Here is a 13,139-nt window from a genome sequence, read left to right as displayed (position 1 = left end):
GCCTGCTGAGTTACTTCGAGGAGCTCATCAGCAGGTAGTCGTACATGCCGAGGTAGGCCTGCGTGACCGTGACGTTGTTCGCGGACGCCGGCCGGAGCAGCAGGTTCTTGCGGTAGACCAGCGGGACGACCGAGGCGTTGTCGAGGACCATCTTGTCGATGTCACCCCAGGCCTTGGTGCGGGCCGCGTCGTCGGTGTTGGCGATCGCGTCCGTCAGGGCCTTGTTGATCTTCGGGTCGTCCAGCTCCATCAGGTTGTTGCCGCCCGAGGGCTTGATGGCGGCACCGTTGATGATCTGGTCGAGGAAGCCGTAGCCGGTCGGCCAGTCGGCACCCCACGCCATCGAGAGCATGCCGAGCTTGTTGTCGTGGACGTAGCTCGGGACACCGGCGAAGTTGGAGAAGTACTTGCCGGAGGGGAACTGCTTGATCTCGACGTTGATGCCGATCTTCTTCAGCGACGCCTGGGTGGCGGTCGCGGCGGCGATCTCGGCGGGGCGGTCGGAGCGGGCGGTCAGAATGGTGTTGAAGCCGTTCGGCTTGCCGCACGCCTTCAGCGCCGCCTTGGCCTTGGCCGCGTCACCCTTGTGACCGTCGGTGGCGTAGGTGTCGAACTTGGTGTAGCCGTTCACCGACGGCGGCAGCAGCGTGGTCGCCACGTCGCCCTTCGGCGAACCGCCCATGGCGTCGAGCACCGACTGCTTGTCGAGGCCCCACTGCACGGCCTTGCGGCACTCGGCGTTGTCGAACGGCTTCACGTTGACGTTGAGCGCGATGTACTGCGTCGCACCCGCGTACGAGCTGTCCGTCTGGTTGGCGTACTTGCCGCGCAGCACCTTCGGCTGGGTCTGCGGCTGCACACCCGTGCCGGCCGCGTCAGCCGTGATCTTGTCGGAGAGCAGGTTGTTGTCGACCGTGACCGGGTTGACCTTGAACTTGATCGAGATCTTGTCCGGCAGGGCCTTGCGGACCGGGTCCGTCTTGGCGTCCCACTGCGGGTTGCGCACGAGGGTGGCGCCGCGGCCCTCCTCGTAGGACTGGAACTGGTACGGGCCGGAGGACTGGATGGCCTGCACGTACTTCGCGCCGGTGTCCTTGGACTTCGGCACCGGAGCCGTCTGCGAGAACGTCGCCAGGTAGTCGAAGTCGGCGAACGGCTGCTTCAGCTTGAAGACGATCGTCCGGTCGTCCGGCGTCTCGATGGACTTGATGCCCTCGGCGGACTTGTCCTTGTAGGGGCCCTTGTACTTGTCGCCGCCCTCCAGGTACGACTTGAAGTACGTCGGGCCGTTGGACAGCGCCTCGGGCGCGAAGTTGGAGCGCTCGATGGCGTACTTCACGTCCTTGGACGTCACCGGGGTGCCGTCCTGGAACTTCACACCCGCACGCAGCTTGTACGTCCAGGTCTTGGCGTCCGGGCTGGACTTGCCGAGTCCCTCGGCGAGGTCCGGCACTACCTCCAGGCCTTCCTTGCCCGCCGCCGGCTTGAACGTGGTGAGCGTTCTGCCGTAGAGGCGGGAGAAGTTCTGGACCCAGCCGTAGTACGTGTTGCCCGGGTCGAGGGAGTCCGGCACGTCCGAGTGCTCGTACGTGACCGTCCCTCCCTTCTTGTCCGACGCGTTGACGATCGAGTTCAGCGCGGCGTCCTTCTTGCCGTTGCCTCCCCCGTCGTTGTCGTCACCTCCGCCGCCGCACGCGGCAGCACCCAGCGACAGTGCCAGGACCGACGCAACGCCGGCGGTCACCCTTCTCGTCTTCACCTGAGGAAGCCCCCTCATTCGATGGATCACTTGCTGCGAGGGTCGAGGGCGTCACGCAGCCCGTCACCCAGCAGGTTGAAGGCCAGGACGGTGATGAAGATCGCCAGTCCGGGCACGAACATGTACTGCGGATCAGCCGTGTAGAGGTCCACAGCGTTGCTGAGCATGCCGCCCCAGGAAGCCTGCGGCGGAGCGATACCGACACCGAGGAAGCTCAGTGCGGCCTCGAAAAGGATGTTCGTCGGGATGATCAGCGTCGAGTAGACGAGGATCGGCGCGACGAGGTTCGGGAGCAGTTCCCGGAACAGGATGTACGGGCCGCGTGCCCCGAGGCTCGTGGCGGCCTCGATGAACTCCCGCTTGCGCAGGGTCATCGTCTGGGCGCGCACGATGCGGCCGATGTACGGCCAGCTGAAGAAGCCGATCACGAAGATCAGCACGCAGATGCGCAGGGACAGGCCTTCGAGGCCGAAGAAACCGTCCTGCACCGAGGCCGAGATCGAGATGGCGAACAGCAGCAGCGGGAACGCGAGGAAGGTGTCCATCAGCCTGCTGATGACGCTGTCGATCCAGCCGCCGTAGTACCCGGCCACGACACCGAGCACGGTGCCGAGGCACACGGACAGCAGTGTGGCGCCGCCCGCGACCAGGAGGGAGACCCAGGAGCCGTCGATGATGCGGGCGAGCATGTCGCGGCCGTACTGGGGGTCCACACCGAGCGGGTGGTCCCAACTCATACCTCCCCAGCCGCCCTTGGGGGCGAGCAGCGCCGGGTCGATGAGGTCCTGGTTGAACTTGTTCGGATCGAGGTTGAAGATCCACTGGATCGGCTTGGAGAACACCGCCATCAGCACGAGCAGGATGACGACGACGCCTCCCGCCATCGCCACCTTGTCCCGCTTGAAGCGCATCCAGGCGATCTGGGTGAGCGAGCGCCCTTCGATCTGGCTCTTCTTGACCCCGGAGAGCACGGCCTCGGGCTGTGCTCCGGCTTCCGCCCCGGTGGTCTCGATCGGTGCGGTCACGGTGCGATTGACCCCTCTCGGGCCGGCGATCGCCGAGCCCCTGGCTGCCGCTGTAGCGGTTTTGTTTGTCTCATCCACGAGACCGACCCGGCCCGTGTCTTGCGGGGAGTCTTCAACGCTTTGGCGATCTGTTGCCAGACTTGGCGATGAATGGATGCGTAAACGTGATGCTGTCTGCGGAGTTCCGTTATCCGGACAGTGAGTAACGGGGGTCGGACGCGCTGAGACAGGGGCATTTTAGGACACAGGTGCGCATTTCACCCCTATCTACGCGCGGAGAGCTGAGGGATTCTCGCGTTCGTGAAATGGCGCGGGAGGGGCTCCGGGAGGCTGCTTCCAGCCGATCAGTACCGGCCTTGAGCCGGAGGGTATCCGTAGCCGGAGGCCGGGGCCTGGACGGGGGCGGTGGCGTGCGCCTCGCGGTCGTAGAAGGGGCGGGCGCTCGCGCGCAGCCACATGGCGACCGGGTCGTGCTCGTCGGACATGGCGACGGTCGACACGGGGAGCCCGTCCGGCACGGCACCGAGGGACTGCTGCATCATCGCGCGCACGGAGTCCACGGCCGGCGGCGAGGTGTCGTACACATCCAGTCCGATGGCGAGGTACGGCGCCCCGAGCGCCGGCTGCACCCAGGCGCGGCGCAGCGAGCGGACCGCCGGAGTGCGGTGGGCGTTCTGCGCGAGCAGGGCGTAGAACTGCGGGATCTCGATGGCCGGTTCGGACAGGCGCAGCGGGCCGGCGGGCTGGCGGTCCAGGCCCGTGGCGATCCGGCGCAGGTCGAGCCAGGGGATGCCGACGCCGCCGCCGGGGGCGTGCGGGTTGAGCCAGAGGCCGAAGTGGTCGGGGTAGAGCGCGCGGGCGACGTCGACGCCGTCGACCACCTCGTACGAGCGGTTCCAGCCACTGGCCGAGAGCTCCTGGGCGGACGTCACGCAGGGGGCGTAGCCGCAGCCGTCGACGTCCATGTTCCCGTACTGGGCGTCGGGGGAGCCTGCCTGGCCGTGCCACAGGAGCATCCAGATCTGGCCGGTGTGCGGGGTCGCGAGCGCGCGCAGGAGTGCCTCGTAGGCGTCGTAACGCCCGGGCGTGACCTGGCGCAGCATGTGCTCGACCTGTCCGGCCGCGGCCGTGCCGCTCGCGCTCACCTTTACCGCCCCTTCGTACAACGCCTCGACCGTGCCCTAGCTTAAGCCCGCCCGCCGGACGCGGAACCTGATGGCGTCGCGCGGGTGCGGGCCGTGTGGGGTTCTCGCGCCGTTCCCCCCGCCCCTTCGGCGCGTTGCCCTACCGTTGGTAGAAGGGCCGGACCCGGTCTCTCATCCAGTTGCCCACCGGGTCCTCCGTCACGTCCAGGAGCACCAGGTTGACCGGCCAGGGGGCCGGGGCGGCGGTGACGGCACGGGTGAGGGCGTCCAGGGGGAGGGCGCGCAGGTCGCCTTCCCACTGGGAGAGTTCGACGCCCACGAACATCACCGGGTCGGCGGTCTCGATCACCGCGAGACAGCGGCGTGCCGTGACGACCACGCCGGTCGCCTCGAACTCGGCGGAGGCGGCGGCCAGGAAGTCCACCGGGTCGTCCTGCCAGTCGGGTTCGAAGAGGCGGACCCGGCCGCCGCTCGCGGGACCGTCCAGCGGGGTCCGGCCGGCCCGGCACAGCTCCGCCACGGCGGGCGGCGGGAGCGGGATGCCGACCACGCCGCCGGGGTTGATGGCTATCCCCGCGTGCGGGGGCAGACCGCGGGCGAACTCCACGGCCGGCGCGATGGTGTACGACATGTGCGAGCCGGCGACCTGGCGGAACTGCTCCTCTGAGCTGAACACCGGCACGAACGCCTGGCCGTCGATCTCGATGCCGGGCAGGTCGAGGGGGCCGCTGTGCGGGCCGCCGCCGCTGGGCAGCGGGATCCATACGAAGCTCCGGCCGAGCACCTCGACGATCCGCCCGCCGGCCGCCGGTCCGGCGCTGAGGGAGGCCGAGAGCACCTCCTCCAGCTCGTTGCCGGGCCAACCGCCGTGCGGGTGGGTCTGCGTCTGCGCCGGAAAGTCCGCGGAGAAGTCCGCCGGGATGTCCATCTGCCTACCGCCTGCCTGGAACCACTGCTGTGGCTCAAAAGGCTAACGGCTCAGGGGCGCGGGGAGGTCGGGCTGTGGACGGTGGGGTGGGCGCCGGCGGACGAGGTTGAGCCCGGAACCGCCCGTGCGCCACACCGCGCGACCGCAGGCGGCCGGCCCGGAGGCCTGTCCGTGAGCCCGCGGCGCAGGGATGCGACGGGTCGGCACGAGGACCACGGCACGTGCCCCCGAGGCGGCCGCCCCTGAGGCCGGCCACATCCCACCGGGCACAGCACTCCTGGAGGCGGCGGGACCAACGCACGCACCACAGCGCACGCTCCCAGGCAGCGGCCCCGGAGGCCCAGCCACCTCCCACCGGCGCGCGACACTCGTACGCCGCCCCGGCCCCAGCCCCCTCAGCCCGTGAAGCCGATTCTGTGGAGCGCGTTCGCCGCGTCCCGGTCGGCCAGGACGGCGGAGCCGCAGCCGGAGGGGAGGTCGCCGCGTTCCACCGCGTGCAGGAGGCGGGTGCTCGCGGCGCGGTGGCGCAGGAACGCGTAGCGCGAGACGCCGCGGCCCCGGTCGCGCTGGCCGGCCAGGGCCTGCTCGGGGGTGACGTCGAGGAGGAGCAGGTGGAGCGTGCCGCCCCGGCGGCGGGCCTCGCGGGCGAGCCAGCGGCGAACCCAGGCCTGTGTGCCGCAGTCGTGCACCACGAGGCCCTCACCCGTGCGCAGGGCACGGCGCAGCCCGGCGTAGTGGGCGAGGCGGACGAGCGGGCGGTAGAGCGCGTACGGCAGGGCGCGCGGCATGCGGCGGGCCCAGCGGTCACGGGTGTCCTGGGAGTCGACGCGCCGGTCCGGCACGGTGCGCCGCATCAGCGTGGACTTGCCGCTGCCGGGCAGTCCCGTGACCACGACGAGGTCGCGGGGGCCGAACAGCAGCGCGCGCGGGCCGCGCCCGGCGCGGTCGCGCAGATCGCGGACGACCGGCGCCGGCGCCGGCACCGGGGCGCGGACCGCCCGGACCGGAGCGGCGGCCGGCTGCTCGGGCAGCGCCATGCCCGTCGTCGCGTACGCGGTGGTCCTGTTCACCGTGATCGTCCTCCCCTGGGGCCAGGTACGGAGTCCCATCCCCGCCGAGTGTAAAGAGAAGGTAATGCCGCAGGCCTCTCATTTACGTTCTTGTCCTGCAACAGGGCTGCTACAGGTCTCTGTGTCCGGCGGGCGGACTCGTGCACTCCCTGTGAAAGGTCCCCCTGCCGCGCCGGAAGGATGCGTGCAATGATGTGCCCGCCAACTGCATACCGGCCGTTTGAATCCGCGCGGGAGAGTCCCCAGCACCGCAAGAGCTGGGGCGCCGAAGGAGCAAGTCCCTCCCTTGAATCTCTCAGGCCCCGTTACCGCGCGGGCGAGGCACATCTGAAAAGCGGGCCGTCCCCTCCGCACGACGGAGGCGTGGCCCCACCCAAGGTGCAAGCCAGGACCCGTGCGGTCATGGCGAACCTCTCAGGTTCCGATGACAGATGGGGAGGAACGACCTCGCCCGTCATGCCCTTGGAGACGACCGACCGATGAGCAGTACGCCACTGCGCCACACCGCGCTCGATGCCCTGCATCGTTCGCTCGGCGCGACGATGACCGACTTCGCCGGCTGGGACATGCCCCTGCGCTACGGCTCCGAGCGCGACGAGCACACCGCCGTGCGCACGAAGGCCGGGCTCTTCGACCTCTCCCACATGGGCGAGATCACCGTCACCGGCCCGCAGGCCGCCGCCCTCCTCGACTTCGCCCTGGTGGGCAACATCGGGGGCGTGAAGCCGGGCCGCGCCCGCTACACCATGATCTGCCGGGCCGACGGCGGCATCCTGGACGACCTGATCGTCTACCGGCTCGCGGAGACCGAGTACATGGTCGTCGCCAACGCCTCCAACGCCCAGGTGGTCCTGGACGCGCTGACCGAGCGCGCCGCCGGCTTCGACGCCGAGGTGCGCGACGACCGGGACGCCTACGCGCTGATCGCCGTGCAGGGTCCGGAGTCCCCGGGAATCCTGAAGTCCCTGACCGGCGCCGACCTCGACGGCCTGAAGTACTACGCCGGGCTGCCCGGCACGGTCGCGGGCGTCCCGGCCCTGATCGCCCGGACCGGCTACACCGGCGAGGACGGCTTCGAGCTGTTCGTGAAGCCCGAGCACGCGGTCGAGCTGTGGCAGGCCCTGACCAAGGCCGGCGAGGGCGCCGGGCTGGTCCCCTGCGGGCTGTCCTGCCGCGACACGCTGCGCCTGGAGGCGGGCATGCCGCTGTACGGGCACGAGCTGAGCACCTCCCTGACGCCCTTCGACGCCGGTCTCGGCCGGGTGGTGAAGTTCGAGAAGGAGGGCGACTTCGTGGGCCGTGAGGCCCTGCGCGAGGCCGCCGCCCGCGCCGAGCAGAATCCGCCGCGCGTCCTGGTCGGCCTGATCGCCGAGGGCCGCCGGGTCCCGCGCGCCGGGTACGCCGTCGTCGCCGGCGGCGAGGTGATCGGCGAGGTCACCTCCGGCGCCCCCTCCCCCACCCTCGGCAAGCCGGTCGCGATGGCGTATGTCGACGCCGCGCACGCCGCGCCCGGCACGACCGGCGTGGGCGTGGACATCCGGGGCAGTCACGAGCCGTACGAGGTCGTGGCGCTGCCGTTCTACAAGCGCCAGAAGTAGACACTGGCCGGAGGGCCGCGGCAGCGGTCCCGTGCCCGTCGTCCCAGCTCACCAGTAGTCCCCCCTTCCACAGCACTCCCGCGCGTACAGGAGAATCCAGGCCATGAGCAACCCCGAAGAGCTGCGCTACAGCAAGGAGCACGAGTGGCTGTCGGCCGCCGAGGACGGCGTCTCGACGGTCGGCATCACGGAGCACGCGGCCAACGCGCTCGGCGATGTCGTGTTCGTCCAGCTTCCCGAGGTCGGTGACTCCGTGTCCGCCGGCGAGACCTGCGGCGAGCTGGAGTCGACCAAGTCGGTGTCCGACCTGTACTCCCCCGTCTCCGGTGAGGTCACCGAGGTCAACGAGGACGTCGTGAACGACCCGTCGCTGGTGAACTCGGCCCCCTTCGAGGGCGGCTGGCTGTTCAAGGTGCGGGTCACGGACGAGCCGGGCGACCTGCTCTCCGCCGACGAGTACACCGCGTTCTCCGCGGGCTGAGGAGTCGTATGTCCGTCCTGAACACACCCCTGCACGAGCTCGACCCGGCGGTCGCCGCAGCGGTCGACGCCGAGCTCCACCGCCAGCAGTCCACGCTCGAGATGATCGCCTCGGAGAACTTCGCTCCGGCCGCGGTCATGGAGGCGCAGGGCTCGGTCCTCACCAACAAGTACGCCGAGGGCTACCCGGGCCGCCGCTACTACGGCGGCTGCGAGCACGTCGACGTGGTCGAGCAGATCGCGATCGACCGGGTCAAGGAGCTGTTCGGCGCCGAGCACGCCAACGTCCAGCCGCACTCGGGCGCCCAGGCCAACGCGGCCGCGATGTTCGCGCTGCTGAAGCCGGGCGACACCATCATGGGTCTGAATCTCGCGCACGGCGGGCACCTGACCCACGGCATGAAGATCAACTTCTCCGGCAAGCTCTACGACGTCGTCGCCTACCACGTGGGCGAGGACGGCCGGGTCGACATGGCCGAGGTGGAGCGGCTGGCGAAGGAGTCCAGGCCGAAGCTGATCGTCGCCGGCTGGTCGGCGTACCCGCGGCAGCTGGACTTCGCCGAGTTCCGCCGGATCGCGGACGAGGTCGGCGCGTACCTGATGGTCGACATGGCCCACTTCGCGGGTCTCGTGGCGGCGGGGCTGCACCCGAACCCGGTGCCGCACGCGCACGTGGTCACCACCACGACCCACAAGACCCTCGGCGGCCCGCGCGGCGGTGTGATCCTCTCCACGGCCGAACTGGCCAAGAAGATCAACTCCGCCGTCTTCCCCGGTCAGCAGGGCGGCCCGCTGGAGCATGTGATCGCCGCCAAGGCCGTCTCCTTCAAGGTCGCCGCCTCGGAGGACTTCAAGGAGCGCCAGCGCCGTACGCTGGAGGGTGCCCGCATCCTGGCCGAGCGTCTGGTGAAGGACGACGTCCGGGCCGTGGGCGTGGACGTCCTGTCCGGCGGCACGGACGTGCACCTCGTCCTGGTCGACCTGCGCCACTCGGAGCTGGACGGCCAGCAGGCCGAGGACCGCCTCCACGAGGTGGGCATCACGGTCAACCGGAACGCGATCCCGAACGACCCGCGTCCGCCGATGGTGACGTCCGGTCTGCGGATCGGCACGCCGGCGCTGGCGACCCGGGGCTTCGGCACCGAGGACTTCGCGGAGGTCGCGGACGTCATCGCCCAGGCGCTGAAGCCGTCCTACGACGCCGAGGCCCTCAAGGCCCGGGTGAAGGCCCTGGCCGACAGGCACCCGCTGTACCCGGGTCTGAACAAGTAACGAAAAAACCTTTCGGGTGCCGCGTCCGCCACAAGCGGGCGCGGCGCCCACCCCCTCTGCACCACCCCCGTAGTCAGGAGTTCCCCCGTGGCCATCTCGGTCTTCGACCTGTTCTCGATCGGCATCGGCCCGTCCAGCTCCCACACCGTCGGCCCGATGCGGGCGGCCGGCCTGTTCGTCCGGCGGCTGCGCAACGAGGAGCTCCTGGGGTCCGTCGCCTCGGTCCGCGCGGAACTGTACGGCTCGCTCGGCGCGACCGGGCACGGCCACGGCACGCCCAAGGCGGTGCTGCTCGGCATGGAGGGCGACTCGCCCCGCACGGTCGACGTGGCGAGCGCCGACGAGCGGGTGGAGGCGATCAGGACCGGCGGCCGGCTGAACCTGCTCGGCGAGCACGAGATCGCGTTCTCCTTCGACGACGACATGGTCCTGCACCGCCGCAAGGCCCTGCCGTACCACGCGAACGGCATGACGCTGTGGGCCTACGACGCCTCGGGCGCGGAGCTGCTGACGAAGACGTACTACTCGGTCGGCGGCGGGTTCGTCGTCGACGAGGACGCGGTCGGGGCGGACCGCATCAAACTCGACGACACCGTGCTGAAGTACCCCTTCCGCACGGGTGACGAGCTGCTGCGCCTGGCCGAGGAGACGGGCCTGTCCATCTCCGCGCTGATGCTGGAGAACGAGCGGGCCTGGCGCTCCGAGGAGGAGATCCGCGAGGGCCTGCTGGAGATCTGGCAGGTGATGCGGGACTGCGTGGCGCGCGGACTGTCCCAGGAGGGCATCCTGCCGGGCGGGCTCAAGGTGCGCCGCCGGGCCGCGAACACCGCGCGCAAGCTGCGCTCCGAGGGCGACCCGCTGGCCCTCTCCATGGAGTGGATCACCCTCTACGCCATGGCGGTCAACGAGGAGAACGCCGCGGGCGGCCGGGTCGTCACCGCGCCCACCAACGGTGCCGCCGGCATCATCCCGGCGGTCCTGCACTACTACGTCAACTTCGTGCCGGGGGCCGACGAGGAGGGCGTGGTCCGCTTCCTGCTCGCCGCGGGCGCGATCGGCATGCTCTTCAAGGAGAACGCCTCCATCTCCGGCGCCGAGGTCGGCTGCCAGGGCGAGGTCGGCTCCGCCTGCTCCATGGCCGCGGGCGCCCTGGCCGAGGTCCTCGGCGGCTCGCCCGAGCAGGTCGAGAACGCCGCCGAGATCGGCATGGAGCACAACCTCGGCCTCACCTGCGATCCCGTGGGCGGCCTGGTCCAGATCCCCTGCATCGAACGCAACGGCATGGCCGCGGTGAAGGCCGTCACGGCCGCCCGCATGGCGATGCGCGGCGACGGCTCCCACAAGGTGTCCCTGGACAAGGTCATCAAGACGATGAAGGACACCGGCGCGGACATGTCGGTGAAGTACAAGGAGACGGCCCGGGGCGGGCTGGCGGTGAACATCATCGAGTGCTAGGGCGTGCCCGGCGGCAGTGTCTCACGATGCGAGAAGTTGATACCGAAAAACAAGATGGCTGACATCGTTGCAGTACCCATGTTTCACGCGTGAAGACACGAGCGATGTCCGCACCAGCCACCGGTTCAGCCCCGACGCCCGTCAACCCACGGTCCCGCGTCCTCGTCGCCAGCCTCATGGGCACGACGATCGAGTTCTACGACTTCTACATCTACGCGACCGCCGCGGTGCTCGTCTTCCCCCAGCTCTTCTTCCCGAGCAGCGACCCGACCACCGCGCTGCTGTCGTCCTTCGCGGTCTTCGGCGCCGCGATGGTCGCCCGCCCGATCGGCGCCATCGTCTTCGGGCACCTCGGTGACCGGCTCGGCCGCAAGAAGACACTCGTCGTCTCGCTCCTGACCATGGGCATCGCCACGTTCCTCATCGGCGTTCTGCCCACCTACGCCCAAGCCGGCTGGGTGGCCACCGCGCTGCTCGTGCTGATGCGGCTCGCGCAGGGCTTCGCGCTCGGCGGCGAGTGGAGCGGCGCCGCCCTGGTCGCGACCGAGAACGCCCCCAGCGGCAAGCGCGCCCTGTACGGCACCTTCCCGCAGCTGGGCGCCCCGCTCGGCTTCATCATCGGCAACGGCCTTTTCCTGGTCATCGGCGCGCTGCTGCCGTCCGCGGCCGGCGCCGACCCCTCGCAGCCCTCGGACGCCTTCGTCAGCTGGGGCTGGCGCATCCCGTTCCTGTTCTCCGCCGTGATGGTCGCGATCGGCCTGTGGGTGCGTTCCCGGCTCGTCGAGTCGGCGGTCTTCGCCAAGACCCGCGAGTCCGGCGGGGTGCGGCGGCTGCCGCTCGCCACAGTGGTGCGCAGCCACGGGAAGCAGTTGGTCCTGGGCACCTTCATCATGCTGGCGACCTACGTGCTCTTCTACCTGATGACCACCTTCTCGCTCAGCTACGGGCGCACCGCGAAGGACGCGGCCGTGCCCGGACTGGGGTACGACTACACCACGTTCGTGCTCATGATGATCTTCGGCGTGCTGTTCTTCGCCGCCTTCACCCTGGTCTCCGGTCCGCTCGCGGACCGGTACGGGCGGCGCGCCACCCTGATCTGGATCACCGCCGCGATCATCGTCTTCGGACTGGTCTGGGTGCCGCTGATCGACCTGGGCACCCTCGGCGTGGTGCTGTGGCTCGTGCTCGGCTTCACCCTGATGGGCATGACGTTCGGTCCGATGGGCGCGCTCCTGCCCGAGCTCTTCCCGACCAGCGTGCGCTACACCGGCTCCGGCATCTCGTACAACGTCAGCTCGATACTCGGGGCTGCGGTCGCCCCGTTCATCGCCGTGGCGCTGTGGGAGACCGGGGACGGCTCGCCGTGGCTGGTCGGCGTCTACCTCTCGGCGATGGCGGTGCTGACGCTGATCGCGCTCCTCCTCTGCAAGGAGACCAAGGACGTCTCCCTGGACGACCGGGAGGCCGCCGACGGCGACGCGGCCCGCGCCCCGGCCGGCTCCCCCGCCTCCTGAAACGGACCGCCAAACACACCGGCGTTCACCACCGCAGGCTCGCGAGCCTCCTCACGCCCGGCGTACGGCCGCCGTCGCGGGGCATAACAACAACCCCCGAACCAGGGGAACTTTCTCCCCACCCGCACCAAGGGAGACCCCATGCTGCGCGGCATCGACGTGAGCGCCTACCAGTCCTCCTCCTACAGCACCGACGGCCTTTCCTTCGTCTTCGTCAAGGCGACCGAGGGGCGTTCCTACGTCAACCCCAAGCTTGCCGCCCAGACGAAGCGGGCGCGTGACGCCGGGCTGGTCGTCGGCTTCTACCACTTCCTGTGGCCCGGCAACCTCACCGCTCAGGCCGAGTACTTCGTCGGCAAGGCGCCGGACCGGGCGGGTGACATCCTCGCCGTCGACTGGGAGACGACCGGCAACGGAACGCACGCGAGCAACGCGGAGAAGGACCTGTTCATCCGCAAGGTGAAGGACCTTCGGCCGAACAACCGGGTCATTCTCTACGCCAACCGAAACTTCTGGCTCAACATCGACACGACGTCCTATGCGGGCGACGCCCTGTGGATCGCCGACTACGTCTCCGCGGGCAAGCCCCGCATCAAGGCCAAGTGGCGCTTCCACCAGTACACCGACGACCCGCTGGACAAGAACGTGGCCGACTTCGAGAGCAAGGCGGCGCTGCGGAGATGGGCCGAAAACGCCTGATCCGCCCACGTCACCTGCCGCGTTCCGTCTCCGTTCGGAGCCGGTGCGCCGGAGGATCGGACAGGTACGCGTTCAACGTGTGAGCCGATACCTGTTGCCTAGAGGTTGTCCCGTATGGGGCGTGGGTTATCGGGCGAGGGCCAGGTTGTGTAGCCGGGCGATGCCGAGCATGGCCTGGTGAACGCCGTTGCCCT

11 protein-coding genes and 2 riboswitches are annotated in these 13,139 nt (G+C 69.7%); of the genes, 6 read left to right on the top strand and 5 right to left on the bottom strand.

Annotated features, from left to right (window positions below; genetic code table 11):
* Nucleotides 1-10: 10 nt before the first annotated feature.
* The 5 genes from IO24_RS0121975 to IO24_RS0121955 all read right to left on the bottom strand — a co-directional run bounded on the left by IO24_RS0121975 (nt 11) and on the right by IO24_RS0121955 (nt 5,927).
* On the bottom strand, nt 11-1,777 hold the full coding sequence (locus tag IO24_RS0121975) for an ABC transporter substrate-binding protein (RefSeq protein ID WP_199808879.1): 1,767 nt from the start codon (nt 1,775-1,777) through the stop codon (nt 11-13).
* 8 nt (nt 1,778-1,785) lie between these two features.
* Entirely contained in the window at nt 1,786-2,784 is a 999-nt protein-coding gene (locus tag IO24_RS0121970) for an ABC transporter permease (protein ID WP_031137910.1), read from the bottom strand.
* A 344-nt stretch (nt 2,785-3,128) separates the two neighbouring features.
* Nucleotides 3,129-3,929 carry an enhanced serine sensitivity protein SseB C-terminal domain-containing protein gene (locus tag IO24_RS0121965; protein ID WP_031137908.1) on the bottom strand — a complete coding sequence of 267 codons (801 nt, stop codon included), beginning with the start codon at nt 3,927-3,929 and terminating at the stop codon, nt 3,129-3,131.
* A gap of 139 nt (nt 3,930-4,068) precedes the next feature.
* The gene (locus tag IO24_RS0121960; protein WP_031137907.1) at nt 4,069-4,857 is read right to left on the bottom strand and encodes an enhanced serine sensitivity protein SseB; all 789 of its coding nucleotides are present in this window, start codon (nt 4,855-4,857) and stop codon (nt 4,069-4,071) included.
* A gap of 395 nt (nt 4,858-5,252) precedes the next feature.
* Nucleotides 5,253-5,927 (bottom strand): AAA family ATPase, encoded by a 675-nt coding sequence (locus IO24_RS0121955; protein ID WP_031137905.1) that lies wholly within the window; start codon nt 5,925-5,927, stop codon nt 5,253-5,255.
* Nucleotides 5,928-6,148: 221 nt separating this feature from the next.
* Nucleotides 6,149-6,248, top strand: a riboswitch (glycine riboswitch).
* A riboswitch (glycine riboswitch) is annotated at nt 6,249-6,368 on the top strand. It abuts the riboswitch before it with no gap.
* A 38-nt stretch (nt 6,369-6,406) separates the two neighbouring features.
* Here IO24_RS0121955 and gcvT point away from each other — a divergent pair.
* The 6 genes from gcvT (at nt 6,407) to IO24_RS0121925 (ending at nt 12,945) form a co-directional block, all read left to right on the top strand.
* The gene (gene gcvT / locus IO24_RS0121950; protein WP_031137903.1) at nt 6,407-7,525 is read left to right on the top strand and encodes a glycine cleavage system aminomethyltransferase GcvT; all 1,119 of its coding nucleotides are present in this window, start codon (nt 6,407-6,409) and stop codon (nt 7,523-7,525) included.
* Between the two features lie 103 nt (nt 7,526-7,628).
* Nucleotides 7,629-8,006 carry a glycine cleavage system protein GcvH gene (gene gcvH / locus IO24_RS0121945; RefSeq protein ID WP_031137901.1) on the top strand — a complete coding sequence of 126 codons (378 nt, stop codon included), beginning with the start codon at nt 7,629-7,631 and terminating at the stop codon, nt 8,004-8,006.
* An 8-nt stretch (nt 8,007-8,014) separates the two neighbouring features.
* Complete coding sequence (gene glyA / locus IO24_RS0121940; RefSeq protein WP_031137899.1) at nt 8,015-9,277, top strand: serine hydroxymethyltransferase; 1,263 nt, start codon at nt 8,015-8,017, stop codon at nt 9,275-9,277.
* 87 nt (nt 9,278-9,364) lie between these two features.
* Nucleotides 9,365-10,732 carry an L-serine ammonia-lyase gene (locus IO24_RS0121935; RefSeq protein ID WP_031137897.1) on the top strand — a complete coding sequence of 456 codons (1,368 nt, stop codon included), beginning with the start codon at nt 9,365-9,367 and terminating at the stop codon, nt 10,730-10,732.
* A 104-nt stretch (nt 10,733-10,836) separates the two neighbouring features.
* Nucleotides 10,837-12,246, top strand: a complete 1,410-nt coding sequence (locus IO24_RS0121930) for an MFS transporter (protein WP_031137895.1) — start codon at nt 10,837-10,839, stop codon at nt 12,244-12,246.
* A 141-nt stretch (nt 12,247-12,387) separates the two neighbouring features.
* Nucleotides 12,388-12,945: a glycoside hydrolase family 25 protein gene (locus tag IO24_RS0121925; protein WP_031137893.1), complete on the top strand. Its 558-nt coding sequence runs from the start codon at nt 12,388-12,390 to the stop codon at nt 12,943-12,945.
* Nucleotides 12,946-13,139 lie beyond the last annotated feature (194 nt).

The organism is Streptomyces flavovariabilis (genome assembly GCF_000725785.1).
Lineage (GTDB): Bacteria > Actinomycetota > Actinomycetes > Streptomycetales > Streptomycetaceae > Streptomyces > Streptomyces hawaiiensis.
The sequence above is the reverse complement of the archived record's forward strand: the minus strand, read 5'-3'. Positions and strand labels throughout refer to the sequence as shown.

Excerpts from the sequence above, each read along its gene's own strand:
- IO24_RS0121925 (WP_031137893.1), top strand. The coding sequence starts at position 12,388 with ATGCTGCGCGGCATCGACGTGAGCGCCTACCAGTCCTCCTCCTACAGC.
- gcvH (WP_031137901.1), top strand. The coding sequence starts at position 7,629 with ATGAGCAACCCCGAAGAGCTGCGCTACAGCAAGGAGCACGAGTGGCTG.
- glyA (WP_031137899.1), top strand. The coding sequence starts at position 8,015 with ATGTCCGTCCTGAACACACCCCTGCACGAGCTCGACCCGGCGGTCGCC.
- IO24_RS0121975 (WP_199808879.1), bottom strand. The coding sequence starts at position 1,777 with ATGAGGGGGCTTCCTCAGGTGAAGACGAGAAGGGTGACCGCCGGCGTT.
- IO24_RS0121960 (WP_031137907.1), bottom strand. The coding sequence starts at position 4,857 with ATGGACATCCCGGCGGACTTCTCCGCGGACTTTCCGGCGCAGACGCAG.
- IO24_RS0121930 (WP_031137895.1), top strand. The coding sequence starts at position 10,837 with ATGTCCGCACCAGCCACCGGTTCAGCCCCGACGCCCGTCAACCCACGG.
- gcvT (WP_031137903.1), top strand. The coding sequence starts at position 6,407 with ATGAGCAGTACGCCACTGCGCCACACCGCGCTCGATGCCCTGCATCGT.